This is a genomic window from Streptomonospora nanhaiensis (assembly GCF_026642255.1).
Lineage (GTDB): Bacteria > Actinomycetota > Actinomycetes > Streptosporangiales > Streptosporangiaceae > Nocardiopsis > Nocardiopsis tropica.
Genome location: NZ_CP113264.1, coordinates 1370769 through 1395959, shown reverse-complemented (window position 1 = coordinate 1395959; position 25191 = coordinate 1370769). Strand labels below are relative to the sequence as shown.

23 protein-coding genes are annotated in these 25191 nt (G+C 73.3%); 8 read left to right on the top strand and 15 right to left on the bottom strand.

Annotated elements, in window-relative coordinates; genetic code table 11:
• The first annotated feature begins 29 nt into the window (after nucleotides 1-29).
• Both OUQ99_RS06165 and OUQ99_RS06160 read left to right on the top strand, forming a co-directional pair.
• A complete protein-coding gene (locus OUQ99_RS06165; RefSeq protein ID WP_431061517.1) occupies nucleotides 30-770 on the top strand; it encodes a class I SAM-dependent methyltransferase in 741 nt (246 codons plus the stop codon).
• The gene (locus tag OUQ99_RS06160) at nucleotides 760-2322 is read left to right on the top strand and encodes an FAD-dependent oxidoreductase (RefSeq protein WP_267948463.1); all 1563 of its coding nucleotides are present in this window, start codon (nucleotides 760-762) and stop codon (nucleotides 2320-2322) included. Before OUQ99_RS06165 ends, OUQ99_RS06160 begins: the two co-directional genes overlap by 11 nt.
• Nucleotides 2323-2481: 159 nt before the next feature.
• On the opposite strand, the gene OUQ99_RS06155 is transcribed toward OUQ99_RS06160, so the two are convergent.
• Genes OUQ99_RS06155 through OUQ99_RS06140 form a run of 4 tightly spaced genes read right to left on the bottom strand, consistent with a single transcriptional unit; the run spans nucleotide 2482 to nucleotide 7078 of the window.
• Nucleotides 2482-3492: a DUF5914 domain-containing protein gene (locus OUQ99_RS06155; protein WP_267948462.1), complete on the bottom strand. Its 1011-nt coding sequence runs from the start codon at nucleotides 3490-3492 to the stop codon at nucleotides 2482-2484.
• A gap of 30 nt (nucleotides 3493-3522) precedes the next feature.
• Nucleotides 3523-4479 (bottom strand): phytoene/squalene synthase family protein, encoded by a 957-nt coding sequence (locus OUQ99_RS06150; RefSeq protein WP_267948461.1) that lies wholly within the window; start codon nucleotides 4477-4479, stop codon nucleotides 3523-3525.
• Entirely contained in the window at nucleotides 4476-5987 is a 1512-nt protein-coding gene (crtI, locus tag OUQ99_RS06145) for a phytoene desaturase family protein (RefSeq protein WP_267948460.1), read from the bottom strand. Before crtI ends, OUQ99_RS06150 begins: the two co-directional genes overlap by 4 nt.
• Nucleotides 5984-7078 (bottom strand): polyprenyl synthetase family protein, encoded by a 1095-nt coding sequence (locus OUQ99_RS06140; protein ID WP_267950270.1) that lies wholly within the window; start codon nucleotides 7076-7078, stop codon nucleotides 5984-5986. The genes crtI and OUQ99_RS06140 overlap by 4 nt, the downstream gene beginning before the upstream one ends.
• Before the next feature lie 220 nt (nucleotides 7079-7298).
• Here OUQ99_RS06140 and OUQ99_RS06135 point away from each other — a divergent pair, with 220 nt between their 5' ends.
• The 5 genes from OUQ99_RS06135 (at nucleotide 7299) to OUQ99_RS06115 (ending at nucleotide 12279) form a co-directional block, all read left to right on the top strand.
• Nucleotides 7299-7814, top strand: coding sequence for a MarR family winged helix-turn-helix transcriptional regulator (locus tag OUQ99_RS06135; RefSeq protein WP_267948459.1), 516 nt, complete (start codon nucleotides 7299-7301; stop codon nucleotides 7812-7814).
• Between the two features lie 331 nt (nucleotides 7815-8145).
• Nucleotides 8146-9702 (top strand): BCCT family transporter, encoded by a 1557-nt coding sequence (locus OUQ99_RS06130; protein WP_267948458.1) that lies wholly within the window; start codon nucleotides 8146-8148, stop codon nucleotides 9700-9702.
• A gap of 33 nt (nucleotides 9703-9735) precedes the next feature.
• On the top strand, nucleotides 9736-10209 hold the full coding sequence (locus tag OUQ99_RS06125) for an Hsp20/alpha crystallin family protein (protein WP_267948457.1): 474 nt from the start codon (nucleotides 9736-9738) through the stop codon (nucleotides 10207-10209).
• A gap of 286 nt (nucleotides 10210-10495) precedes the next feature.
• Entirely contained in the window at nucleotides 10496-11050 is a 555-nt protein-coding gene (locus OUQ99_RS06120; RefSeq protein WP_267948456.1) for a copper chaperone PCu(A)C, read from the top strand.
• Complete coding sequence (locus OUQ99_RS06115) at nucleotides 11050-12279, top strand: Dyp-type peroxidase (RefSeq protein ID WP_267948455.1); 1230 nt, start codon at nucleotides 11050-11052, stop codon at nucleotides 12277-12279. Before OUQ99_RS06120 ends, OUQ99_RS06115 begins: the two co-directional genes overlap by 1 nt.
• A gap of 60 nt (nucleotides 12280-12339) precedes the next feature.
• Here the strand turns inward: OUQ99_RS06115 and OUQ99_RS06110 are convergent, their stop codons facing one another.
• The 6 genes from OUQ99_RS06110 to OUQ99_RS06085 all read right to left on the bottom strand — a co-directional run bounded on the left by OUQ99_RS06110 (nucleotide 12340) and on the right by OUQ99_RS06085 (nucleotide 18633).
• Nucleotides 12340-13674 (bottom strand): M16 family metallopeptidase, encoded by a 1335-nt coding sequence (locus OUQ99_RS06110; protein ID WP_267948454.1) that lies wholly within the window; start codon nucleotides 13672-13674, stop codon nucleotides 12340-12342.
• Between the two features lie 119 nt (nucleotides 13675-13793).
• Complete coding sequence (locus tag OUQ99_RS06105) at nucleotides 13794-16109, bottom strand: polyribonucleotide nucleotidyltransferase (RefSeq protein ID WP_267948453.1); 2316 nt, start codon at nucleotides 16107-16109, stop codon at nucleotides 13794-13796.
• Nucleotides 16110-16417: 308 nt separating this feature from the next.
• On the bottom strand, nucleotides 16418-16687 hold the full coding sequence (gene rpsO / locus OUQ99_RS06100) for a 30S ribosomal protein S15 (protein ID WP_267948452.1): 270 nt from the start codon (nucleotides 16685-16687) through the stop codon (nucleotides 16418-16420).
• Between the two features lie 264 nt (nucleotides 16688-16951).
• Nucleotides 16952-17899, bottom strand: coding sequence for a bifunctional riboflavin kinase/FAD synthetase (locus OUQ99_RS06095; RefSeq protein ID WP_267948451.1), 948 nt, complete (start codon nucleotides 17897-17899; stop codon nucleotides 16952-16954).
• A 162-nt stretch (nucleotides 17900-18061) separates the two neighbouring features.
• Entirely contained in the window at nucleotides 18062-18346 is a 285-nt protein-coding gene (locus OUQ99_RS06090; protein ID WP_267948450.1) for a hypothetical protein, read from the bottom strand.
• Nucleotides 18343-18633 carry a type II toxin-antitoxin system Phd/YefM family antitoxin gene (locus OUQ99_RS06085; protein WP_267948449.1) on the bottom strand — a complete coding sequence of 97 codons (291 nt, stop codon included), beginning with the start codon at nucleotides 18631-18633 and terminating at the stop codon, nucleotides 18343-18345. Before OUQ99_RS06085 ends, OUQ99_RS06090 begins: the two co-directional genes overlap by 4 nt.
• Before the next feature lie 230 nt (nucleotides 18634-18863).
• On the opposite strand from OUQ99_RS06085, the gene OUQ99_RS06080 reads away from it, so the two are divergent.
• A complete protein-coding gene (locus OUQ99_RS06080; protein WP_267948448.1) occupies nucleotides 18864-19712 on the top strand; it encodes an alpha/beta fold hydrolase in 849 nt (282 codons plus the stop codon).
• A 13-nt stretch (nucleotides 19713-19725) separates the two neighbouring features.
• On the opposite strand, the gene truB is transcribed toward OUQ99_RS06080, so the two are convergent.
• From truB to OUQ99_RS06055, 5 genes are all read right to left on the bottom strand, one after another.
• Nucleotides 19726-20613, bottom strand: a complete 888-nt coding sequence (gene truB / locus OUQ99_RS06075) for a tRNA pseudouridine(55) synthase TruB (protein ID WP_267948447.1) — start codon at nucleotides 20611-20613, stop codon at nucleotides 19726-19728.
• An 84-nt stretch (nucleotides 20614-20697) separates the two neighbouring features.
• A complete protein-coding gene (rbfA, locus tag OUQ99_RS06070; RefSeq protein WP_267948446.1) occupies nucleotides 20698-21141 on the bottom strand; it encodes a 30S ribosome-binding factor RbfA in 444 nt (147 codons plus the stop codon).
• A gap of 2 nt (nucleotides 21142-21143) precedes the next feature.
• Nucleotides 21144-21440, bottom strand: coding sequence for a DUF503 domain-containing protein (locus OUQ99_RS06065; protein WP_267948445.1), 297 nt, complete (start codon nucleotides 21438-21440; stop codon nucleotides 21144-21146).
• An 83-nt stretch (nucleotides 21441-21523) separates the two neighbouring features.
• Nucleotides 21524-24652 (bottom strand): translation initiation factor IF-2, encoded by a 3129-nt coding sequence (gene infB, locus OUQ99_RS06060; protein ID WP_267948444.1) that lies wholly within the window; start codon nucleotides 24650-24652, stop codon nucleotides 21524-21526.
• Between the two features lie 231 nt (nucleotides 24653-24883).
• Nucleotides 24884-25174 (bottom strand): YlxR family protein, encoded by a 291-nt coding sequence (locus OUQ99_RS06055; RefSeq protein WP_267950269.1) that lies wholly within the window; start codon nucleotides 25172-25174, stop codon nucleotides 24884-24886.
• Nucleotides 25175-25191: the final 17 nt, after the last annotated feature.

Below are 25191 nucleotides of genomic sequence, written 5' to 3'. Positions count from 1 at the left end.
AGGGATCCGTGGACACCACCACGCGGACGATGAAGGACGGCCCGGTCACCCGGGAGTTCGACCACGCCGCAGGAGCCTACGACCGACTGGTCGCCGCCAACCCCGGCTACCACGCCCATCTGCGGATCTCGGCGCGGCGGCTGGGACTGCCCGACCGGGGCCGGGGCCTGCGCCTGATCGACCTGGGATGCGGCACGGGGGCGTCGACCGCGGCCCTGCTGCGCGAGGCCCCGGCCGCCCGGATCGCGGGCGTGGACGCCTCCCGGGGGATGCTGGACGCCGCCCGGGGCAAGCCCTGGCCGGACTCGGTGTCCTTCCACCGGGGGCGGGCCGAGGAGCTGACGCCCGCGTGGGCGGAGAAACACCTGGGAGGCCCCGCCGACGCGGTGTTCGGCGCGTACCTGGTCCGCAACTGCCCCGACCCCGACGCCCTGCTGGCCACGGCGCGCTCCCTGCTGAGGCCGGGCGGCAGGCTCGTCCTGCACGAGTACTCCGTGGCCGACTCGGCGTCGGCACGGGCCGTGTGGACCGCGGTGTGCTGGGGGGTCGTGATCCCGGCGGGCCGGATCATGACCGGACGCGCCGACCTGTTCCGCTACCTGTGGCGGAGCGTGCTGGAGTTCGACGGCCGAACCGCGCTCCTGGACCGCATGCGCCGCGCGGGCCTGGAGTCGGTGGCCGACGCCCCGCTGCCGGGCTGGCAGTACGGGCTCACGCACACGTTCGCGGGCGGGCGCCCCCTGACGGAGGGTGCGGCCGATGGGCGCTGACCGCCCGGTGGACGTCCGGGACCCGCTGGCGGAGTCCCTCGCCCCCGCGCCCGCGTCCGGGCCCCGTCCGGAGGAGACGCCCCGCGTGGCCGTGGTCGGCGGCGGCATCGCCGGGCTGGCCGCGGCGTGCGCCCTGGCCGAGCGCGACACGGACGTGGTGGTGTACGAGCGGGAGGACACCCTGGGCGGGCGGCTGAGGGGGTGGGGGACCACGCTGCGCGACGGGTCGCCGGCCACCATGACCCGGGGCTTCCACGCGTTCTTCCGCCAGTACTACAACCTGCGCGGGCTGCTGCGGCGCGCGGATCCGGCGCTGGAGGGGCTGGTGCCGCTCGACGACTACCCGCTGGTGCACCGCGACGGACCGCGCGACCGCTTCTCGGGGCTGCCCCCGACCCCTCCGTGGAACGCGGCGGTCCTCGCCGCGACCAGCCCGAGCTTTCCGCCGCGCGACCTGGCCCGGGTCAACGTGCCCGCCGCCCTGCAGCTGCTGGACGTCGACGTGCCGGGCGTGTACGAGCGCCTCGACCACCTGAGCGCACGGGACCTGCTGACGGCGGTCCGCTTCCCGCCGAGGGCGCGGCACCTCGCGTTCGAGGTGTTCACCCGGAGCTTCTTCGCCGATCCGGGCCGGCTGTCGGCCGCCGAGCTGGCGGTGATGTTCCACCTGTACTTCCTCGGCTCGTCCGAGGGCCTGGTGTTCGACGTGCCGGGATCGCCGTTCCCGCAGGCCCTGTGGGATCCGCTGGAGCGCCGCCTGGCGAAGCTGGGCGTGCGCTTCCGGACCGGCGCCCCCGTCGAGGGGGTGCGGCCCGGCCGGGGGCGCAGGTTCGCTGTGCGGTGCGGGCCGGACGGCGGACCGGACGCGGAGTTCGACGGGGTGGTGCTGGCGGCCGACCCCCCCGGGGTCCGCCGCCTGGTCGCGGGGTCCCCGGACCTGGGGGACCCGCGGTGGCGGGACCGGCTGGCACGCCTGGAGTCCGCTCCCCCGTTCCTGGTGTCGCGCTACTGGCTCGACCGTCCCGTGCGCCCGCACCGGCCCGCGTTCCTGGGCACGGCGGGGTATCCGACCCTGGACAACGTGAGCGTGCTCGAACGCTACGAGGACGAGGCCCGCGCGTGGGCGCGGCGCACCGGCGGCTCCGTGGTGGAGCTGCACGCCTACGCCCTGCCCGAGGACGCCGATCCGGAGCGCGAGCGGGTGCGGCTGTGGGAGCAGGCCGCCGCCGTCTACCCGGAGCTGGGGGCGGCCGGCGTGGTGGACGACCGGCACGAACTGCGCGCGGACTGCCCGCTGTTCGCCCCCGGGAGCCACCGCGACCGGTGCGGGGTGGCCACCCTCGACCCGTTCCTGGTCCTGGCCGGGGACCACGTGCGCACGGACCTGCCCGTGGCCCTGATGGAGCGCGCGGCGACCAGCGGCCTGCTGGCGGCCAACGCCCTGCTGGCCCGCTGGGGGCGGGAGGGGCACACCGTGTGGACGGTGCCCCGGCAGGGCCGTTCGGCTCCGCTGCGCTCCCTCGCGCGGTGGGCCCGGCACACCCCGCGCTGATCCGGGCCGGGGGCGGACCGGAGCTCCGGGACCGGGGACGGACCGGGAACCGCAGGTGGGGGACGGACGCCCGGGGCAGGGGCCTCGCCGCCTCCGGACCGGAGGCGGCGCCCGCACGCCGGTCGCCACCGCCGCGCGGGGAACCGGGGCCGGGAGGGCTCAGCCTGGCCAGCGGCCGGAGGAGCGCAGGAGGTACCGGCGCTCCGCGTAGGCGAGGTCCTCGCGCCACAGGCGGCGCGCGGCCATGCGCATGGCGGGCCGCACGACCGCCCCCGCCACCCTGCGGGCCAGGGCGAACCCGACCCGGTCGGACGTGGCGACGGTGGCCTCGACGACCGCCGTGCGCGGTACGCCGCGGTCGTCGACGCCGAGCGGGGTGGCGTGGGTCTCCACCACGCTCCCCAGCCCCTCCCCCTCGATGACGCGCATGACCACGGTGCGCGGCTCGGGGCACGTGAACTCGGCGCGCACCGGCACCCCGAGTCGGCCCGCCACGCGGAACCCCACGTCGACCACCATGCGGTCCGGTTCCGGGTCGGGCCCCTCCGGCACCTCGGTCACCGTCAGTCCCACGAACGAGTACGGGTGGAACCAGGAGCCGTGCCAGGGGTCCAGCCGGTTGGCCACCACGTCCTCCGGTTCGCACCTCCCCGCCAGGCTCTCCACCGCCGTGATCGAGGCGGCCGCCCCCGGACGCTCGGGGACGACCGGCGCGTCGAGGGGCTCCTCCCCGCCCTCCCGGTCCAGGCGCACCCACACGAGGACCCCGTCGTCGTGCACCGGGTAGGGGCTCCACCCCGGAAAGCCCTCGGCCCCCAGGGAGAGACCGTGCCAGCGGCACACCAGGTTCCCCCCGGTCACAGCGCCCCGGCAGAGCGGGGCCCCCAGGTGCGGGCACGCCCCCGGCCCAACGTGGGCGGCGCCGTCCGGGGTGCGCCAGGCCACGAGTTCGGCGCCGGCGACGACGCGGCCGAAGGGCCGGTCGGCCCGCACCTCACTGCTGGCGGCCAGCACGAACCAGTTGCCGGACGGCCTGGCCAGGGCGCGCTTGAGAGCCGCACCGATGACGGCGGGCGACCCCTCCCGCCAGGTGGGCCTCTGACGGCTCCAGTCGAAGGCGGGCATCCTGCGCAGCGGAAGCCGCCGCGGTTCGGGGTCGGGCAGCGTCACGGAATCTCCTCCAGGGCGTGTGCGCCGCGCTCAGCCGGAGCGGGGGCGCGGCACCGAGCGGGCGAGCAGGGATCGTGCGAGGGCGGGTACGGCCGCGGCGACCTTGCGGGCGTCGGAGACCCGGTGGCGGGTGCTCCACACGTCGAAGTCGGCCGCGCTGATCTCGTCCAGGATCGCCCGGTAGAGCCGGAAGGCGGTGGCGACACACGGGCGGGACACCGGGGAGAGCATCGCGATGCCGGGTTCGGCCTCCCGGTAGATCCCCCTGTTGACCTCGACGAGGTCGGCCACGGCGGCACGGGCGCGCCGGTCGGGCGCCCGTACCCGCGCGCAGTGCTCCAGGAGTTCCCGGTCCACCCCGTGCGCCCCCAGGACGTCCGCGGGCAGGTAGACCCTGCCCCGTCCCAGGTCGTCCGCCACGTCGCGGAGGAAGTTGGTGAGCTGGAAGGCCTCGCCCAGCGCCGCCGCGTGCGGGGCGGCCTCCGCCCGGGGCGCCACCGTCCCCAGGACCGGCAGGACCTGGAGCCCGATGACCGCGGCCGAGCCGTACATGTACTCGCGCAGGTGCTCCAGGTCGCGGTAGCCGGTGACGTCCAGGTCCATGCGCATGGAGTCCATGAACGCGGTGAAGTAGCCGGCGGGCAGTCCGTAGCCCTCGACGGTGTGCGCCAGGGCGCGCAGCACGGGCTCCCGGGGCTCCCGGCCCGACAGCGCGCGCCCCAGGTCCGCGCCGACGGCGTCGAGCCGTTCGCGCACGTCGGCGGCGGTCTCACCCGGCTCCGGCTCGTCGACGATGTCGTCCACCCAGCGCGCGAACCCGTACAGCGCGTGTACTCCGGGGCGCCGTTCCGGCGGCAGGACGCGCGTCGCCGTGAAGTACGTCCGCCCGTGGCGGGCGTGGAGTTCGCGGCAGAGCAGGTAGTCCCCGCGCAGCCGGTCCGGGCCGATGCCGGCGGCGTCGAGTTCGGCGGTCGCGGTCCCCCTCATCGCCGCCCTCCCCCCGCCAGCACCCGCGCGGCGGCGAGCTTCCCGGAGATCAGCACGGTCGGCAGGCCCACGCCCGGTCTGGTCCCGCAGCCCGCCAGCACCGCGTTGGAGGTGCCGGGGACGGTGTTGCCCGGGCGGAAGGGCCCCGTCTGCGCGAAGGTGTGCGAGAGGGAGAACGGGGTGCCGTGGGCCAGCCCCTGGCGCGCCCAGTCCGCCGGGGTGACGAGGTGCTCGGTCCGGACCGAGGCGTCCAGGCCGTCGAGGCCCCGCTCCTCCAGCGTCCGCACCAGGCTGTCCCGGTAGCGCGGCCCCTCCCGGTCCCAGTCGACGTCCCCCGCGGCGAGGTTCGGGGCCGGGGCGAGCACGTAGAGCAGGTGCCGCCCCTCCGGCGCCAGCGCGGGGTCGGTGCGGGTGGGCTGGGTGACGAGCAGGGAGGGGTCGCTCATGGTGCGCCCCTCCCGGATGATCTCCGAGAAGGTGCTCTCCCAGGCCGCGCCGAAGGAGATGGTGTGGTGTCCCAGGGCGTCCCAGGTGCGGTCGGTGCCCAGGTGGAGCACGACGGCGGAGGGCGAGTGGCGGATCCGGACCGGGCGGCGGGGCTCGTGGCCGAGAAGGCGGTGGGCGGCCGGCAGGTCGGCGGTGAGCACGACGTGGTCGCAGGCCAGGCGGTCGCCCCCCTCGGTGATCACGGCGGTGACCCGGTCGCCGCTCCGCTCCAGCCGGGTGACGGCCTCCCCGTAGCGGACGGCGCCCCCGGCCTTCGTGAACGCCCCGGCCAGGGCGTCCCCGAGCGCGCGCATCCCTCCCCGGGGGAAGTACACCCCGGCGACCGTGTCCATGTAGGCGATGACGGCGTAGGCCGCCAGGGCGCGCTCCGGCGCCACCCCCGCGTACAGGGACTGGAAGGAGAAGATCCGCCGCAGGCGCTCGTCCCGGACGCGGCGCCCGACCGCCGGGGCCAGCCGGCCGAAGCCGCCCAGCGCCGCGAGCCGGAACAGGTCGGGCCGGACCAGGTCGAGCGGCGAGTCGCACCGCGCGTCGATGAACGAGCGCATCTCCACCCGGTACAGCCTCGTGAGCCAGTCCCGCAGCCGGAGGTAGCCCTCGGCCTCGCGCTCCCCGGCCACGCGCGCCACCTCGGCGGCCATGGCCTCGCGGTCGGTGTGCACGTCGATCACGGAGCCGTCGGCGAAGGCCGCCCGGTAGGCGGGGCTGAGCGGCACGAGGTCGAGCCTGTCCGCGGTGCTCTCGCCGACGGCGGCGAGCGCCTCGTCGAGGAGTTCGGGCATGGTGAGCACGGTGGGGCCGGTGTCGAGGCGGAAGCCGTCCAGGTCGAGCCGTCCGGCGCGCCCGCCCGGGTGCGGTTCGCGCTCCACGACGACGACCTCGCGCCCCGCCCCCCGCAGGTGCAGGGCGCAGGCCAGGCCGGAGAGCCCCGCGCCGACGACGACCACGCGTCCGGCCCCGGGGGCCGGTCCGCGTCCCGCCGCCCGGGTGCGGCCGCTCATACCGGGTCCGTCCCGGTCCGGGCGGCGAGTCCGCGCAGGCCCTCCAGGACGGCGGGGTCCAGGTCGAGCCCGTCCAGCCTGCCGACCCCCCGTGCCGCCAGCTCCCGGCACCGGCCCCGCACCAGGTCGCGGGCGCCGAGCCGATCCAGGGCGTCGGCGACCTCGGCGGGGTCGGCTCCGGCTCCGACACGGGAGAGCAGGTCGCTCGCGGCTGCGTCCCCCCGCTCCCCGGCCAGCCGCACGCCGGCCGCGAGGAGGAGCGTGCACTTGCCCTCGCTGATGTCCTCGCCCACGGGTTTGCCCGTCCGGGCGGTGTCGCCGTAGACGCCCAGGAGGTCGTCCCTGAGCTGGAAGGCGGTTCCGACGTCCCGTCCGTAGCCGCGCAGGGCGTCCACCGTGGCCCCGTCCGCCCCGGCCATGGCCGCGCCGAGGTGGAGGGGGCGCTCGACGCTGTAGGACGCCGTCTTGAGCAGGTTCACGCGCAGCGCGGTCCCCTCGGAGCGGTCGCGTCCGGCCTGGGCGCGGACGTCGAGGAACTGGCCCGCCATGATCTCGGTGCGCAGGCCCCGCCAGACCGCCCGTGCCCCGCGCGGCCGGGACAGGCCGTCCAGCGCCTCCTCGAACATGTCGTCGGCCCAGACCAGCGCCAGGTCCCCCACCAGGACGGCGAGCGCCTCGCCGTACCGCCGGGGCTCTCCGCTGTGCCCGTTCTCCTCGTGCTCCGCCATGTGGCGGGCGTGGACCGAGGGCCGGCCCCGGCGGGTCGGCGACCCGTCCATCACGTCGTCGTGGACGAGGGCGCAGGTCTGGATGAGCTCCAGGGCCCCGCAGGCCTGGAGGGCGGAGCGGGCCCGCTCCCCGCCGGGGTTCCCGCCGCCGGCCGTCCACCCCCACCAGGCCAGCAGGGACCGCATCCGCTTGCCCCCTGCGAGGGTGAAGCGGACGGTCTCGCCCGCCAGGTCGCGGCCGAACCCCGCGTCGATGCCCTCCGACTCGCGGAGCCGCCGGTGGAGGTAGCGGCGCAGGGCGTCCTCCAGCGCCGCGCGGTGTCCCCCGACCGCGGCGTCGTGGCCTTCTCTGTGGGTGTTCAGGAGCGGATTGACGGCTTCCTCCCGGGGTCGTGCCTCCGGACTTCCCGAAATGACTCGTATTCTGTGAATCTTGTTAAACGAAACACTTCCCGAAGTGCGGCGTCCCAACCATGTCCGCCCCCGGGAACACGGCCGCCGACCGGGAGGGCCCCGGCACCGCGCCCCGTAGACTCACAGGGGAGATCGGACGAACCGATCACGCCAGCGCGAGAGAGAGACCATGGACGCCGTTCCGGCCGCACACTCCGACGGGCTCCTGGACGCCCGCGACGGGGATGCCGAGAGCCGGTCGCGAGGTGAACTCTACGAGTCCCTCCAGAGCGACGGGCAGCGACTCGCCGTGCGGCTGATCCGCCTGCTGCACCGCATGGCGGACAGCTCGGGCATGAACCCCACGGACTTCCAGTGCTACACGCTGCTGCGGGTCAGCGGTTCCATGACCCCCGGCGAGATCGCCGAGAGCCTCTGCCTGTCCACCGGCTCGGTGACCGGGGTCGTCGACCGGCTGGAGGCGCACGGGCTCGTGGAGCGCACCCGCCATCCGCGGGACCGACGCAAGGTCGCCGTCCGGCTGACCGCGGGAGCCGAGCGCCTGGCCGCCTCCACCGCCCCCGGCATGCGCGCCGCGATGACCGACCTGCACGCCGACTACACGCTGGAGGAGCTGACCGTGATCACGGGCTGGCTGGACCGCGTGGGCACCACCCTGGACGACCTCACCGAGAGCCGCGGGTAGCCGCCTCCCCCGGGCACCGCACACGACATGCCGAGGATGTCGTGGACCCCGGTGCCCCGGAAGCCTCCCCGAGCACCGCAGGATGACATGGGGTGACATATCACCTCACCATGCGCGATGACGCTCAAAACACCAACACTCCGCGTTCACGCGGTTCCTTTGCGCCGGTGCGCTCCGCCCCTACCATCCCACGGAAACACGTCCGTGGCCGGAGGAGCTGCAGAGACCGGCCAGTCAACGGCGCACCCGTCCCACCGGGGCCGGGAAGGAGCCACCCATCTCATCCCTACGCCAGTACATCCGACAACACACCAACCCCACCGTCTTCGGTGTGTCCGGCCTCGTCATCATCGCCTTCGTCGTCGCGGGCATCGTGGCCACCGACCCCCTCCTGTCAGCGGCGACGGCCACGCGCGACTGGATCGGCGAGAAGCTCGGCTGGATCTACGTCCTCGCGACGTCGCTCTTCCTCGGCATCGCGATCGTCCTCATGCTGAGCCGGTTCGGCTCCGTCCGGCTCGGCCCCGACGACTCCCGGCCCGAGTTCAACACCCTGGCGTGGTTCGCCATGCTCTTCACCACCGGCATGGGCATCGGCCTGGTGTTCTGGGGGGTCTCCGAGCCCATCCACCACCTGCACTCGCCCCGTGACGCGGAGTTCGTCACCCCGGAGGGGAGCCCCCCGCCCCCGGAGGCCGCGGGCGAGGCACTCGCCCTCAGCTACTTCCACTGGAGCTTCCACCCGTGGGCGATCTACATCGCCCTCGGCCTCTCCCTCGGCTACTTCGCCTTCCGCAAGGGCCTGCCGCTGCGCCCCGCGTCCGCCCTGTACCCCCTCCTGGGGGACAGGGCCTTCGGCTGGCCCGGCAACCTCGTGGACATCCTGGCCGTGTTCGGCACGATCTTCGGACTGGCCACCTCCCTGGGCCTGGGCACCCTCCAGATCAACGGCGGCCTCAACCACGTCTTCGGCATCCCCTCGAACTCCCTGGTCCAGTCGGTGATCATCGTCGTGATCACGGGCATCGCCCTGCTGAGCGTGCTCTCCGGCATCGACAAGGGCATCCGCAGGCTCTCCGTCATCAACCTGTGGCTCGCGTTCGCGCTGCTGGTGATCGTCTTCCTGTTCGGGCCGAAGTTGTGGATCATCAGCATCACGACCACCGGGGCCGGGGAGTACCTCGGCAACCTCGTCCCCTGGAGCCTGTCCTTCCCCAGCCCCCTCGTGGACGAGCAGGCGGCGTCCTGGACGACGACCTGGCCCATCTTCTACTGGGGGTGGTGGATCTCCTGGGCCCCCTTCGTCGGCATCTTCCTCGCGCGCATCTCCTACGGGCGCACCATCCGCGAGTTCGTCCTGGGCGCGCTGTTCGCCCCCGTCCTCGTGTCCATCCTGTGGTTCGGCGTGTTCGGCGGGTCCGGGCTCTACTACGAACTGTTCGGCGACGGCGGGCTCAACGAACTCGCGGAGGAGGACCGGGCCTTCCGCCTGATGGACCTGCTGCCCATGGGGGAGACCGTCGGGCTGGTCGTCTCCGTCCTCCTGATCCTCGTGGTGGCGGTCTTCTTCATCACCTCGTCCGACTCGGGATCGCTGGTCGTGGACACCCTCACCAGCGGCGGAGACCTGCACCCGGTCAAGGCCCAGCGCGCCTTCTGGGCCATCAGCGAGGGCGCGGTCACGCTGATCCTGCTGGTCCTGGGCGGCACCAACGCCCTGTCCGCCCTCCAGGCGGCCTCGGTCGTGACGGGGCTGCCCTTCGCGGTCATCCTGCTGTTCATGGTCTGGGGCCTGGTCAAGGGGCTGGCCTCCGAACCGAAACCGGGGGCTCCGAAACAGTCCCGGGCGGAGGACCGGGGCTCCCAGAGCCCCGCCCGCCCCGACTGACCCCCTCACCGCAAGCGAAGAGAGGAGGCCCCTGTGGCTCCCCGAAAGTTCAACAACCCGTTCCACGGCGTGGTGGACATGATCAGCGAGATGAACCGGATCTCCGACAGCATGTCCTCGCTGGAGAGCGGGCAGGCGGGCGACAAGGAGCGCGGCTACTCGGACGCGTGGAGTCCCCCGACCGACATCCTGGCCCGGGGGAACGACCTCGTGCTCCGGTGCGAGATCGCCGGGGTGCACGAGGAGGGCGTGTCGGTGAGCTTCAACGACGGCATCCTCAGCATCAGCGGGGAGCGCCACCGCGACGAGGACGACGTCGTCTACTACACGTCCGAGCGCTTCATGGGCACGTTCCGCAGGAGGATCAGCCTGCCGGAGGGCGTCAAGGAGGAGGACATCGAGGCCTCCTACGCCGAGGGCCTGCTGGAGATCACGGTGCGCGGCGGGGCGAACGCCCGGGGCCCCAAGCGCATCACGGTGCGCAAGAGGGCGCCGAAGCGCCCCTGAGGCGGCGTCCGCGGCTCTTTCCGGGCCCGCGTCCGACGGGCTCCCGCGGCTCCGCCCGCCGGTCCTGCCCCGCCGTGGCGGGGCGGGACCGCGCCGGCCGCCCCTACGGGAGGCGGCACGGCGGGGAACCGCAGGCGGCGTCCGCGGCCGGCCGCCCTTCCCTGCGGGCCCGGGCGCCGGACGGGCGGCGGGGAACGCGCAGACTCCGGGAACCGAACGGCCCGCGGATCCGACACCAGGGGTGGACGGCCGCGGGAGCGCGGCCCGGAACCTGGAGCGAACACCCGTGAACCCGACCCGTACGTGGGCCGCCACCGCCCTCCTCGCCCTCTCCCTGACCGCCTGCGGAGGTCCCGCGGCCTCTCCCGACGCCACCGGCGCCGCCGACGAGGACGCCCCCTCCACGGCCGCCGCCACCGCCGCCGACTCCTTCGGGGTCACCGACCCCTGGGTCAAGGCCGCCACCGCCGACGACGGCATGACCGCCGTCTTCGGTGAGATCACCAACGGCTCGGACGCGGAGGTCACCATCGTCTCCGCCTCCCACGACGCCGCCGACACCGTCGAACTGCACGAGGTCGTCACCGAGGGCGCGGACTCCACCATGCGCGAGAAGGACGGCGGGTTCGTCGTCCCCGCCGGGGGCGGTCTCCCCCTGGAGCCCGGCGCCGACCACATCATGCTCATGGACCTCACCCGTGACCTGGAGCCGGGCGACGAGACCACCGTGACCGTGGAGTTCTCCGACGGCTCCACCGCCGAGTTCACCGCGCCCGTGAAGGAGTACGCCGGGGCGAACGAGGAGTACGAGGGCGGCGGTCACGGGGACGGGGGCCACTGATGCCGGAACGCGGTGCGGGCGCGGGGCCGCTGAGCCGCCGCCGCCTGATCCTGGGCGGGGCGGCGGGCCTCGGCGCGGCGGGGATCGCCGGAGCCGCGGCCGCCACGTGGGCCGGCCGGTCGGAGGGCGGCCCCGACCCGGCCGCGGACCCCCCGCTCCACGGCTCCAGGACCGTGCCCTTCCACGGCCCCCACCAGGCGGGGGTGGAGACCCCGCCCCAGGCGCACGGCACGTTCGTGGCGCTGGACCTGGGTCCGGAGGTCGACGTGGAGGGGGTCCGGCGGCTCATGCGGCTGCTCAGCGACGACGCCGCCCGCCTGGCCCGGGGCGAGCCCGCCCTGGCCGACACCGAGCCCGAGCTGGCGGAGGTCCCGGCCCGGCTCACCACCACGTTCGGGTTCGGACGGGGCCTGGTCGAACGCGTGGACCCCGGCGCCGTGCCGGACTGGCTGGAACCGCTGCCGGAGTTCGGCCACGACCGGCTCGACGCGGCGTGGGGCGAGGCGGACCTGCTGGTACAGGTGTGCGCGGACGATCCCCTCACGGTCTCGCACGCGGTGCGGATGCTCCTCAAGGACGCGCGGGCCTTCACCCGGCCCCGGTGGACCCAGAGCGGGTTCCGCCGGGCCCACGGGTCCCAGCCCGACGGCACGACCATGCGCAACCTGATGGGCCAGGTCGACGGCACCGTCAACCCCGAACCGGGGACGGCGGACTTCGAGCACCTGGTGTGGGGCGGCGGCGGACCGGCATGGCTGGAGGGCGGCACGGGGCTGGTGATCCGGCGTATCGCCACCCACCTGGACACGTGGGACGAACTGGACCGGCCGGCCCGCGAGGCCGTCATCGGCCGCCGGCTGGACAGCGGCGCGCCCCTGACGGGCGCGTCCGAGCACGACGAGGTGGACCTGGCGGCCGTCGACGCCACCGGGCTGACGGTCGTCCCGGCGTTCGCCCACGTGCGCAGGGCGGTCACCGGCGACCCGGAGGAGCGGATCTTCCGCCGCGCCTACAACTACGACATGCGCGGAACGGGCGGGGAGGAGGCCGGTCTGCTGTTCGCGGCGTTCCAGGCCGATCCCGTGCGCCAGTTCGTGCCCATCCAGCGGAGCCTGGACGAACTCGACCTGCTCAACGAGTGGGTGACCGCTGTGGGCTCGGCCGTGTTCGCCGTCCCGCCCGGCTGCGAGGAGGGGGGATACGTGGGGCAGTCCCTGCTGGAGGGCTGACCGGCGCCCCCCGCCCCCCGTCCGCGGACGGGGGGCGGGGGGCGGGGGACGGGGCGCTCCCTAGAAGACCCGGTCCGCCTCGTACGGGCCGATCACGGCGAGGGCCCGCGGCCGCGACAGCAGCTCGGCCGCCACCTCGGCCACGTCCGTGCCGGACACCGCGTCGAACAGCGCCAGGTCCTCGTCGATCGAGTAGTGGCGCGGCTTGTTGAGCTCGTGCGAGAGCAGCCGCCCCATCCGCGCGTTGGTGCCCTCGCTGCCGAGGACCAGGGAGCCCTGGATCTGGCCCTTGGCCCGGGTCAGCTCCTCGGCGGTGATCCCCGAGGCCGCCACCTTCTCCAGCTCGTCGCGGCACACGCCGATGACCTCGTCGGCCTTCTCCGGCAGGCAGCCCGCGTAGATCTGGAACATGCCGGTGTCGGCGTAGCCGGTCTGGTACGCGTGCACCGAGTACGCCAGGCCGCGCTTCTCCCGCACCTCCTGGAACAGGCGGGACGACATGCCGCCGCCCAGGGCGGCGCTGAGCAGCCGCAGCGCGTGCCAGCGCGGGTCGGTCCGGGTGATGCCCTCCGAACCCAGGATGATGTGCGCCTGCTCGGTGTCGCGCGGCTGCACCACGGTGCCGCCGTTCGTGGCGACCGGACCGGCCCCCGCACGCGGGCGGGCGGGGCGGGCGTCGCCCGCCGCGGCCAGCTGGTCGGCGAACATCGCCCGGACCTGCTCCACCACCTGGTCGTGGTCCAGGCTCCCGGCCGCCGTCACGATCAGCTCCCCGGGCACGTACACGTCCCGGTACTGCTCGGCGATCCGGTCCCGGGGCAGGGCGCGGATGGTGTCGGTGGTGCCCAGGATCGGGCGGCCCAGCGGGGTGTCCCCGTAGAAGTGCGCCGCGAAGACGTCGTCCACCAGGTCGGCGGGCTCGTCCTCGTACATGGCGATCTCCTCCAGGATCACGCCCCGCTCCGTCTCCACCTCCCCCTCGTCCAGCACCGAGTTCGCGACCATGTCACCGACGACGTCGATGGCCAGCGGAAGGTCGCGGTCCAGCACCTTGGCGTAGTAGCAGGTGTGCTCCTTCGTGGTGTAGGCGTTGTGGTCGGCGCCCACACCGTCCAGCAGCGCGGAGATCTCCAGCGCCGACCGGGTCCGCGTCCCCTTGAACAGCAGGTGCTCCAGGAAGTGCGCCGACCCCGCGTGCGCGGAGTCCTCGTCGCGGGAGCCGGTGGTGGCCGAGATCCCGAACGCCGCGGACCGGCCACCCGGGATGTTCTCGGTGACCACGCGCAGGCCGCCGGGCAGGACCGTGCGGCGCACCAGGCCGGAACCGCCGTCGGGCTCCAGCAGCGTCACGGTCGTGCCCGGATCCTGCTCGGCGGCGATGGGGACAGAGCTCATGAATCCTTCTTCTTCGCGTCGGAACATCGGCGGCCGGGCCGCCGGGGGCCCAGCCGAGGATACGCGCCGGGGGCGGCCGCACCCGTGGTGCGACCGCCCCCGACACGCGTCAGTCAGGATCAGGTGTTCTCGGAACGCCCGCCCGAGCTGCGGCGGCGACGGCGACGGGGGGCGTCCCCGTCCTTGTCACCACCGTTGTCCTCGCCCTCGGGGGCCGTGTCGGCCTCGACCTCGGCCTCGACCGCCGGGGCGGCGGAGGCGGCCTCGGCCTCGACGACCTCGACCGGGACGAGCGAGAGCTTGCCGCGGTCGTCGATCTCGCGGATCTCGACCTGGATCTTCTCGCCGATGCCCATGACGTCGTCGAGGTTCTCGATCCGCTTGCCGCCGTGCAGCTTGCGGATCTGCGAGATGTGCAGCAGGCCGTCCTTGCCGGGCAGCAGCGACACGAACGCGCCGAACGTCGTGGTCTTGACGACGGTACCCAGGTACCGGTCGCCCACCTCGGGCATCGTCGGGTTCGCGATCTGGTTGATCGTGTCCCGGGCGGCCTCGGCGGACGGGCCGTCGGTGGCACCGATGTAGATGGTGCCGTCGTCCTCGATCGTGATCTCGGCGCCGGTGTCGTCCTGGATCGAGTTGATCATCTTGCCCTTCGGGCCGATGACCTCTCCGATCTTGTCCACCGGGACCTTGACGGTGAGGATGCGCGGAGCGTTCGGGCTCATCTCGGCCGGACGCTCGATCGCCTCCTGCATCACGTCGAGGATGGCCAGGCGGGCGCCGCGGGCCTGCTGGAGCGCGAGCGCCAGCTGCTCGGCGGGGATGCCGTCGAGCTTGGTGTCCAGCTGCAGGGCCGTGATGAGGTCACGGGTGCCGGCGACCTTGAAGTCCATGTCGCCCATGGCGTCCTCGGCGCCCAGGATGTCGGTGAGGGTGACGTACTCGTCGCCCTCGCTGATCAGTCCCATGGCGATGCCCGACACCATCTCCTTGAGGGGCACGCCGGCCGCCATCAGGGACATGGTGGACGCGCAGACCGAGCCCATCGAGGTGGAGCCGTTGGACCCGAGGGCCTCGGACACCTGGCGGATGGCGTAGGGAAACTCCTCGCGCGCCGGCAGCACCGGGAGCAGGGCGCGCTCGGCGAGGGCGCCGTGCCCGATCTCGCGCCGCTTGGGCGAGCCCACCCGGCCGGTCTCACCGGTGGAGTAGGGCGGGAAGTTGTAGTTGTGCATGTAGCGCTTGGTCTTGTCCGGGTTGAGCGTGTCAACCATCTGCTCCATGCGCAGCATGTTGAGCGTGGTGACACCCAGGATCTGGGTCTCGCCGCGCTCGAAGAGGGCGGAGCCGTGCACCCGCGGGAGGACGCCGACCTCGGCGCTCAGCCCGCGGATGTCCTTGGGGCCGCGGCCGTCGATGCGGACCTTCTCGCGCAGGACGCGCTCGCGCATGACCTGCTTGCTGAGCGAGCGGAAGGCGGCGCCGACCTCCTTCTCGCGACCCTCGAAGTCCTCCGCCAGCTTCTCGCCGGCGATGGCCTTGACGCGGTCCAGCTCGGCCTCGCGGTCCTGCTTGTCCGCGATGGTGAGCGCCTTGGAGAGCTCGTCGCGGACGGCGGCCTCGACGGCCGCGTACGCGTCGTCCTCGTAGTCGAGGAAGATCGGGAACTCGGTGACCTCGCGGCTCGCCTGGTCGGCGACGGCCTGCTGGGCCTTGCACAGCACCTTGATGAAGGGCTTGGCGGCCTCGAGGCCCTCGGAGACGGACTGCTCGTTGGGGCCGACGGCGCCCTCGGCGACCAGCTTCAGCGTCCGGGTGGTGGACTCGGCCTCCACCATCATGATCGCCACGTCGCCGTCCTCCAGGACGCGACCGGCGACCACCATGTCGAAGGTGGCGCCCTCCAGCTCGGCGTGGGTCGGGAAGCCCACCCACTGGCCGTCGATCAGGGCGACGCGCACGCCGCCGATCGGGCCCGAGAAGGGGATGCCGGAGATCTGCGTGGACATCGAGGCCGCGTTGATGGCGACGACGTCGTACAGGTGCTCGGGGTGCAGGGCCAGGATCGTCTCGACGATCTGGATCTCGTTGCGCAGGCCCTTGCGGAACGACGGGCGCAGCGGCCGGTCGATCAGGCGGCAGGTGAGGATGGCGTCCTCGGAGGGACGTCCCTCGCGCCGGAAGAACGAGCCGGGGATGCGGCCCGCGGCGTACATGCGCTCCTCGACGTCCACCGTCAGGGGGAAGAAGTCGAGGTTCTCCTTGGGACGCTTCGAGGCGGTGGTGGCCGACAGGACGACGGTCTCGTCGTCCAGGTAGACCGTCGCCGATCCGGCGGCCTGGCGGGCCAGGCGACCGGTCTCGAAGCGGATGGTACGGGAGCCGAACTTGCCGTTGTCGATGACGGCCTCGGCCGAGTAAACGCCCTCCATGGGCGACCTCCTACTACTACACGTGTTCGCGTTCGTCGCGCCGGGCACGGGCGTGCCCCGGGCGCTTCGTTGTTCGTTTCCCGCGTCCGTGCCCCGGAGTTGATGACGGCCGGTCATCGATCGAAGCCCACGGCACGCCTGGGAGGCGCTGTCCGGGGACCACTACCGAGGACCGGCCTCGACTCTGGTGCCGAGGGAGGGGCGCGGGTGATCTCTGTGAAATTAGGCGGGCGGCGGTCTGTGACCGCCGTCGCGTCACACCTTACTAACAAAGCGGGAGCGGCCGAAGCCACTCCCGCCGTTCACACCTAGCGGCGCAGGCCCAGACGCTCGATCAGCGAGCGGTAGCGGGTGATGTCCTGCTTGGCGATGTACTTGAGGAGGCGGCGGCGACGACCGACCATCAGGAGCAGGCCACGACGGCTGTGGTGGTCGTGCTTGTGGTCCTTGAGGTGCTCGGTCAGCTCGGTGATGCGGTGCGTGAGCAGCGCGACCTGGACCTCGGGGGAACCGGTGTCACCCTCGGTGGTGGCGTACTCGGCGATGATCTTCTCTTTGGTGGCGGTGTCGATCGACACGTCGCTCCTTCGCTGGAAAGTCGGCACGCAGGGCGGATCCCGATACGTGACGGGGATCAGACGCGGTGACCGCGCGTGCGAACAGTCACCGTCGCGTGTGGTGCGCGCGGCCCTCCGCCGACGGCGTGGGCGCACCGCGCTCCCCACGGGTCGGTTCACCGGATCGTGACCGTCCGCGAGGCACACGTGGACGAACCCACCCTACCGCAGAGCACGAGGTGACGGGGCTGACCCGCGGGTGCGCCCCGTCTCCCCGCGCCCCGGTCAGGCCGCGCCGAGGACCTCGCGGCAACGGTCCACGTCCCGGCGCATGGCCACGATGAGCTCCTCGATGCTGTCGAAGCGCTCCTGGCCGCGGATGCGCGCGGTGAAGTCCACGGTCATCCGGACCCCGTACAGCTCCAGGTCGTCGCGGTCCAGGGCGTAGGACTCCACGGTCCGCTCCGCGCCGTCGAACGTGGGGTTGGTGCCCACGGAGATCGCGGCCGGCCAGCGCGTCTCGTGGCCGGCCACCGGCGTGACACGGCTCAGCCAGCCCGCGTAGACACCGTCCCCGGGGACCGCCGTGCCGGGCAGCAGGTCCATGTTGGCGGTGGGGAACCCCAGCAGCTCGCGTCCGCGCGCCGCCCCGTGGACGATCTCCCCCTCGACCCGGTGCGGGCGGCCGAGCAGCCCGGCCGCCTCGGCCACGGCCCCCTCGGCGAGCAGTGCGCGCACCCGCGTCGAGGTGATCGCCTCGCCGTCCGCGACGAGGGCGACCCCGTACGCGGTGAAGCCGAACCCGGCCCCGAGCGCGGCCAGCGCGGCGACGTCGCCCGCGGCGCGGTGCCCGAACCGGAAGTCCTCCCCCACGACCACGGCCGCGGCGTGCAGCCGGTCGACCAGCACCCGGCGCACGAACTCCTCGGGGGCGAGCGAGGACAGGTCCTTGGTGAACCCCAGGACGCACACGGCGTCGGCGCCGTACTCCCCGAGCAGCTCCACCCTCCGCTCCAGCGGGGTCAGCACCGGCGGGGCGGTCCCCGTCAGCACGGCCCGGGGGTGCGGGTCGAAGGTGACCACGACGACCGGGAGCCCGAGCTCGCGGCCGCGACCGACGGCGGCCTCCAGGATGGCCCGGTGGCCCCGGTGCACCCCGTCGAACACGCCGACCGCCACCACGGAGCGCCCCTGCCCGGAGGGGATGCCCTCCAGCCCGTCCCATCGCCGCACGTCCGGCTCCCCTGCTCGTCGTTCCTCATGGCTCCGCGCCGGGCCCCGCCGCCGGGGGCCGCGGGGCTTTCCGGAACCAAGGGTGCCACGCCGGGCGCACCGGCACCGACAGACCGGGGGTGTGGCCCGGCACACGTCCCCGCCGCGGAGGCGCCGCCCTTCTCAGCGACCGCCCGAGTAGTGGTACGCGTCGGCCCTGCCCTGGATGTCGAGCACGGTGACCCGGCGCGCGGCCTCGTCGATCCGGTACCGCACGCGGTAGGAGGAGCGCCTGGCCACCCATTGCCCGGTGAAGGGGGCGTTCAGGGGTTTTCCCACGGCGCGGGGTTTCGTTCCGAGGTCACCGTCGATCAGCTCCCAGACCGCCGAGGCGATCTTGAGGGGGAGTTCGTCGGTGAGCGCCCGTCGCGCCGGTCGCGCGAGCACGAAGGCGTAGCGATCGCTCACCCGTTGTCCTCCCGACGGACCCTCTCGCGCATCAGGTCAGCCATCTCCGCCGCCGTCGTCACGTCCCCGGCCTCCAGGGACTCCTCGGCCTCCTTCAGCCTCCGCTGCTCCTCGGGGCTGTCCAGGAGGGCGAAGGTCTCCGTCATCGACTCGTAGTCGTCCACGGAGATCACCACGACGCTGGGCCTGCCGTTGCGGGTGATGGTGACGGCGTCGTGGGTTCTCTCGACCTCGTCGACGATCTTGGACAGGTGGTTCCTGGCTTCCGCCAGCGGCATCGTCGTCATGGCGTCAATGCTAGCCAACAGGCCATGAGCTGTACATGATTCACGCCAGAATTCCCTCTTTCGTGCCTTCCTGCTGTCCCAGCCGATGCACCGGGTGGTGCGCGGGGAACTGGAGGAAGCGGGGCTGCGGCGGACGTGAGGGCCCGTGCGCGGCGCGTCCGCGCGGTGCGCCGCCCCGCCGTCGGCAGAGCGGGGTTGGCACACGCCTTCGCCACCGCTAACGTGCCCGGATGGCGATGATCGACACGGGAGACACCCGGCTCGCGTACGACGAGGCCGGCTCCGGGCCGGCGATCGTGTTCGTGCACGCCGGGGTCGGTGACCGGCGCATGTGGGACCACCAGTTCGCCGCCTTCTCGCGAACCCACCGGGTGGTCCGGTACGACTGGCGGGGCCACGGCGGTTCGGCCGACCACGAGGGGCCCGTCACCCACCACGAGGACCTGCTCGCCCTCATGGACGGGCTCGGCATCGGGCGCGCGACCCTCGTGGGCGCCTCCTACGGCGGCGCCTGCTGCGCGGACGCCGCGCTGGCCGCGCCCGACCGGGTCGAGTCCCTGGCCCTGGTGTGTCCGGGCCTGTCGGGGCACGAGTGGCCCGAGGTGTTCGTCCGCGAGTCGCGGAAGATGGTCCTGGCCGCCGTCCCCCACGAGCGCCTGGAGGTGTACGCCGCCGGACGCGCGGAGCCCGACCCCGCGGACGTCGCCGCGATGGCGCAGGCCCAGGCCCGCTTCATGGTGCTGGGCCCCGGACGGGACCCCGAGGACATGCCGCCCGAGGCGTGGGACACGGTCCTCCTGATGCTGCGGGAGCTGTTCGCCCGCCGGTGGTCCGGGCCCGCCCTCACCACCCGTTGGCCCGGCAGGCCGTCCAAGGAGCGGCTCGGCGAGATCGCCGCGCCCGCGCTCGTGGTGAAGGGCCTGTCGGAGCCCGGCCCCGTCCGGGAGGTGGCCGACCTGTACGCCGAGGGGGTCCCCGGGGCACGCCTGCTGGAGATGCCGGAGACCGGACACCTTCCGTCCGTCGAGCGCCCGGCGGAGCTGACCGCCGCCCTCGCGGACTTCCTCGGCGTGTCCTGAGGCGCCCGGAGGGTCAGGCCGGCTCGAACACCACCAGGGGCTTCATGTGGTCCCTGCGGTTCTCCCCCAGCGCGATCACCCGGCCGTCGGGGGCGAACATGCCGACCGGCCCGGGGCCGAGCGAGCTCGGCCCGATCCGGTTCCCGTTCCGGACCAGGCGGGTCTCGTCGTCGGTGAGCATGCGCACCGGGAAGGCCACCGCGACCGCGCGGGCCAGCGGCACCTGCGTGAACTCCGCGGCCAGCTGGTCGAGCGTGCGGGCCTGCGACAGGTCGTAGGGCCCCACCCGCGTACGGCGCAGCGCGGTCAGGTGGCCTCCCACGCCCAGGTCCTCGCCCATGTCCCGGGCGAGTGCGCGGATGTAGGTGCCGCTGGAGCACGTGACGGAGGCGTCCACGTCCACGAAGACGCCGTCGGCGTCCTCCACCCTGCGGACGGCGGTGACCTCGAACCGAGCCACGGTGACCGTGCGGGGCCGGAGCACGACCTCCTTGCCCTCACGCGCCGACTTGTAGGCGCGCTTGCCGTCCACCTTGATCGCGCTGACCTGCGGCGGGACCTGCTGGATCTCACCGGTCAGCCGGGCGACCGCCGCGTGCACGGCCTCGTCCCCGACCTCCGAGGCGTCGACCCGCGCACCGGGCTCCCCCTCCGCGTCGTCGGTGTTGGTCACCAGCCCCAGCCGGATGGTCGCCGCGTACTCCTTCTCGGTCAGCGTCAGGTGGCCGAGGAGCTTGGTGCCCTTCTCGATCCCCAGCACGAGGACCCCCGTGGCCATCGGGTCGAGGGTGCCCGCGTGGCCGACCCGGCGCGTGCGTGCCAGCCCGCGCGTCTTGGCGACCACGTCGTGCGAGGTCCAGTCGGCGGGCTTGTCGACGACGACGACGCCGCTCTCGGCCATGGCTCTCCTCGGAGCTTCTGGAGGGAAGGGGACGGCGGCGGCGCGACCGCGCCGCCGCCGGTGGTGCTGGAACGGGGAGGGAGGCTACTCGTCCTCGTCCTCGTCGTCCTCGCGGGGCGCCTTGTACGGGTCGGCCTCTCCCGCGTGCTTGGCGCCGGTCGCCTTCTCGGCCACCTCGGCGTCGGACTGGCGCGCCTTGACCAGCAGTTCCTCGATGTGCTGGGCGTTCTCCTGGACCTCGTCGATGACGAAGGCCAGGCTCGGCGTGTGCCGGATACCGGTCTGGCGCCCCACCTCGCTGCGGATGACGCCCTTGGCGCTCTCCAGAGCGGCGGCGGAGGCGGCCTTCTCCTCCGGGCTGCCGAACACCGTGTAGTACACCGTGGCGTCCCGCAGGTCGGCGGTGATGCGCGCGTCGGTCACGGTGACGAATCCCAGGCGCGGGTCCTTGATCCTCCGGTCCAGCATCTCGGCGACGATGCGCTGGATGCGGTCGGCGATCTTCCGCGCGCGTGCGGCGTCAACCATCGTCAGTCTTCCTCTTCGTTGAAGAGCCGCTGCCTGGCGGAGAGCAGCTCCAGTTCGGGACGTCCCGCGACGAAACGTTCGCAGGTGTCCATCAGGTCACGGGCGTGCGCCGCCGTCGGCGCGACCACCGCCACGCCGACCTTGGCCCGTCGGTACAGGTCGTGGTCCCCGACCTCGGCCACCGAGACGGAGAACTTGCGGCGCAGTTCGGCGATCACCGGCCGGACCAGCGAGCGCTTCTGTTTGAGCGAGTGGACGTCACCGAGAAGGACGTCCAGGGTCAGCGACCCGACGTACAAATGATCACCTGTGGTGTTGTGGGGAAAGAGTGTGGGACCCCGGCCACACGGCCGGGGCCCCTTCGGATCAGACTCCGCGAGGGTCAGTCGCGGGACTTCTCCTGCATCTCGTAGGTCTCGATGACGTCAGCGATACGGATGTCGTTGTAGCCGACACCGATACCGCACTCGAAGCCCTCGCGGACCTCGGTCGCGTCGTCCTTGAACCGTCGCAGGGACTCCACGGTGAGGTTCTCGGAGATGACAACCCCTTCGCGGATGATCCGTGCCTTGGTGTTGCGGCGGATGAGGCCGCTACGGACGATCGAGCCCGCGATGTTGCCGATCTTCGGAACCTTGAAGACCTCGCGGACCTCGGCGCTGCCGAGCTGGACTTCCTCGTAGACCGGCTTGAGGAGGCCCTTGACCGCGGCCTCGACCTCGTCGATGGCCTGGTAGATCACCGAGTAGTACCGGATGTCGACGCCCATGCGATCGGCCAGCTCGCTGTTCTTGCCCTCGGGCCGAACGTTGAAGCCGATGATGATCGCGTCGGCGGACGACGCCAGGTTGATGTCGTTCTGCGTGATCGCACCGACACCGCGGCCGATGACGCGGATGTTGACCTCGTCGCCACCCGAGTCGATCTTGAGGAGCGACTCCTCCAGCGCCTCGACCGAACCGGACATGTCGCCCTTGATGAGGAGGAGCAGCTCGGAGCGCTCACCCTCCTTGAGGGCGTCCTGCCAGGTCTCGAACGTGACGCGGCGGGCCGAACGCGCCTGCTGGGCGAAGCGCTCGCGCGCCTCGCGCTGCTGGGCGATCTGACGTGCCACCCGGTCGTCCTTGACGACCAGGAAGCTGTCGCCGGCGCTGGGAACGTTGGTCAGACCCACCACCTGCACCGGACGGGACGGCTCGGCGCTCTGCACGTTGTTGCCGTGCTCGTCGAGCATGGCGCGCACGCGGCCGTAGGCGTCGCCGCAGACGATCGAGTCGCCGACGTTGAGCGTGCCCCTCTGGACCAGCACCGTGGCCATGGAACCGCGACCGCGGTCCAGGTAGGCCTCGATGGCCAGACCCTGGGCGTCCATGTCCGGGTTGGCGGTCAGGTCGAGCGAGGCGTCGGAGGTCAGCACGATCGACTCGAGCAGGCCGTCGATGTTGTCGCCCTTGAGCGCGGAGATGTCCACGAACTGGACGTCGCCGCCGTACTCCTCGGCGACCAGGCCGTACTCGGTGAGCTGCGCACGGACCCGCTGCGGGTCGGCGCCCTCGACGTCGATCTTGTTGACCGCGACCACGATCGGCACCTCGGCCGCCTTGGCGTGGTCGATGGCCTCGGCCGTCTGCGGCTTGACGCCGTCGTCGGCCGCGACCACCAGGACCGCGATGTCGGTGACCTTCGCACCGCGGGCACGCATGGCGGTGAACGCCTCGTGGCCCGGGGTGTCGATGAAGGTGAGCCTGCGCTCCTCGCCGTCCACCTCGGTGGCGACCTGGTAGGCGCCGATGTGCTGGGTGATACCGCCGGCCTCGCCGCTGACGACGTTGGTCTTGCGGATGGTGTCCAGCAGTCGGGTCTTACCGTGGTCGACGTGGCCCATGACGGTGACCACGGGCGGACGGGGACGCAGGTCCTCGGCCGTGCCGTCGTCCTCGCCGAACTCGATGGAGAAGGACTCCAGCAGCTCGCGGTCCTCGTCCTCGGGACTGACGACCTCGATGCGGTAGCTGAGCTCCTCGCCCAGCAGCTGGAGCGACTCGTCGGGCAGCGACTGGGTCGCGGTGACCATCTCACCCAGGTGCATCATGACCTGGACGAGCGACGCCGGGTTGACGTCGATCTTGTCACCGAAGTCCGACAGCGAGGCGCCGCGGGACAGGCGGATGACCTGGTTGTTGCCGCTCGGGATCTTGACGCCGCCGAAGGACGGTGCCTGGAGGTCGTTGAACTCCTGGCGCCGCTGCTTCTTGGACTTGCGGGCACGCCCGGGACGACCGCCCGGACGGCCGAACGCACCGGCGGTTCCGCCGCCGCGACCGCGACCGCCGCCGCCGGGGCGACCGCCGAAGCCGCCCGGACGACCGCCGCCGGCACCGCCGCCGCCACCGGGACGCGGACCCGCACCCGCGGGGGCTCCCCCGCGACCGCGGCCACCGCCGCCACCGCCGGGACGACCGCCGCCGGCACCGCCGCGACCGCCGCCCGCGGGCGAGGCCGGACGGGACGAGGGCATGTTCATGGGACTGGGACGCGGACCGCCGGGACGGGGTCCGCCGGCGCCGCCGCCGGGACGCGGAGGTCCGCCTGCGGCGCCGCCCGGACGCGGAGCGCCCGCGGCGCCGCCGGGACGCGGGGCGCGCTGGTCGCCGCCGCCCTGCGGGCCGGGACGCGGACCCGGACGGGGACCGCCCGGACGCGGAGCGCCGGCGCCGGGAGCGCCGCCGGGACGCGGGGCGCGCTGGTCGCCGCCGCCCTGCGGGCCGGGACGCGGACCCGGACGGGGACCGCCCGGACGCGGAGCGCCGGCGCCGGGAGCGGCACCGGGACGCGGCGCGGGCTTGGAGCCCATACCGGAGGCGTTGGACGCGAACGGGTTGTTGCCCGGACGCGGACCGGACGTGCGCGGGCCCGGACGGGCACCGCCGCGCTCGGGACGGTCGCCCCGCTGGGGACGCTCGCCGCGCTCGGGACGGTCGCCCCGCGGGGGGCGCTCGCCGCGCTCGGGACGTGCGCCCTCGGGACGTGCGCCTTCAGGACGTCCACCCTCGGGACGCCCGCCCTCGGGGCGGGGCTCCTCGGAGCGCACGCCCTCGGGCCGGCCTGCCGGACCACCGGGCTTGGGCGCACCGCCGGGGCGGGCACCCGCTTCGCCGCGGGGGGCCTTGGGGCCGGGCTTGGGCGCGCCGGGACGCGGGGCGGACTCGCCCTGCGCTGCCGACGGCTTGGGCGCGGCCGGACCCGGCTTCGGGCCGGGCTTGGGAGCGGGCCCCGGCTTGGGGGCCGCACCCGGCTCGGACGCGGCGCGGGGGCCGGGCTTGGGAGCCGAGCCCTTCCTGCCGCCGTCGGAACCGTTGTTGAAGGCTTCTTGGAGGCGTCGCACGACGGGGGCCTCTATCGTCGAGGACGCCGAACGGACGAATTCGCCCATCTCGTTGAGCTTGGCCAGCACGGCCTTGCTCTCTACACCGAACTCCTTGGCGAGTTCGTACACCCGGACCTTCGCCACTACTCTCCTTCAGCTTCGGTCCGGGACATGGGCTTGTGCCGGACCGTCGTTAGCTCGAGTTACTCATCGCTGCGTACTCATCAGGCGCTCATCGCAATCTCGACCTGCTTCCTCATCGCTACACAACAATGGGTCGGTACTCGCGTGCCGACACAGCACTGGTACGCCGACCTCGGTTATGACAACCCGGAGACCGGCCCAGACATTCCAACCCTATCGGGAGCGGTAACCCTATCCGCCACGAGGGGCGGCATCGAGCAGGGCCTCTACGGGTGAGAGGTCCCACCCGGCGTCACCCGCTCCCCTCCGGTAGGCGCGGGACCATACCCTGCGACGCTCGGCGAGCTCGAGGCACCGCCGGTCGTCGTGCAGGTAGGCGCCACGCCCCGGACGTCGACCCCGGGTGTCGGGCATGATGGCCGTGCCCACAGCCACCAGCCGCACGAGGTCGGACTGGACTGCCCGAGACCGGCACCCCACGCATGTGCGCACAGGGCCGTCGGGACCGTCTCCGGCCACCATATCGCGTCGGGGCATCG

Excerpts from the sequence above, each read along its gene's own strand:
- OUQ99_RS06080 (WP_267948448.1), top strand. The coding sequence starts at position 18,864 with ATGGCGATGATCGACACGGGAGACACCCGGCTCGCGTACGACGAGGCC.
- rbfA (WP_267948446.1), bottom strand. The coding sequence starts at position 21,141 with ATGGTTGACGCCGCACGCGCGCGGAAGATCGCCGACCGCATCCAGCGC.
- OUQ99_RS06135 (WP_267948459.1), top strand. The coding sequence starts at position 7,299 with ATGGACGCCGTTCCGGCCGCACACTCCGACGGGCTCCTGGACGCCCGC.
- OUQ99_RS06115 (WP_267948455.1), top strand. The coding sequence starts at position 11,050 with ATGCCGGAACGCGGTGCGGGCGCGGGGCCGCTGAGCCGCCGCCGCCTG.
- OUQ99_RS06165 (WP_431061517.1), top strand. The coding sequence starts at position 30 with ATGAAGGACGGCCCGGTCACCCGGGAGTTCGACCACGCCGCAGGAGCC.
- OUQ99_RS06085 (WP_267948449.1), bottom strand. The coding sequence starts at position 18,633 with ATGACGACGATGCCGCTGGCGGAAGCCAGGAACCACCTGTCCAAGATC.
- crtI (WP_267948460.1), bottom strand. The coding sequence starts at position 5,987 with ATGAGCGGCCGCACCCGGGCGGCGGGACGCGGACCGGCCCCCGGGGCC.
- OUQ99_RS06110 (WP_267948454.1), bottom strand. The coding sequence starts at position 13,674 with ATGAGCTCTGTCCCCATCGCCGCCGAGCAGGATCCGGGCACGACCGTG.
- truB (WP_267948447.1), bottom strand. The coding sequence starts at position 20,613 with ATGGCCGAGAGCGGCGTCGTCGTCGTCGACAAGCCCGCCGACTGGACC.
- OUQ99_RS06160 (WP_267948463.1), top strand. The coding sequence starts at position 760 with ATGGGCGCTGACCGCCCGGTGGACGTCCGGGACCCGCTGGCGGAGTCC.
- OUQ99_RS06105 (WP_267948453.1), bottom strand. The coding sequence starts at position 16,109 with ATGGAGGGCGTTTACTCGGCCGAGGCCGTCATCGACAACGGCAAGTTC.
- OUQ99_RS06150 (WP_267948461.1), bottom strand. The coding sequence starts at position 4,479 with ATGAGGGGGACCGCGACCGCCGAACTCGACGCCGCCGGCATCGGCCCG.
- OUQ99_RS06055 (WP_267950269.1), bottom strand. The coding sequence starts at position 25,174 with ATGGTGGCCGGAGACGGTCCCGACGGCCCTGTGCGCACATGCGTGGGG.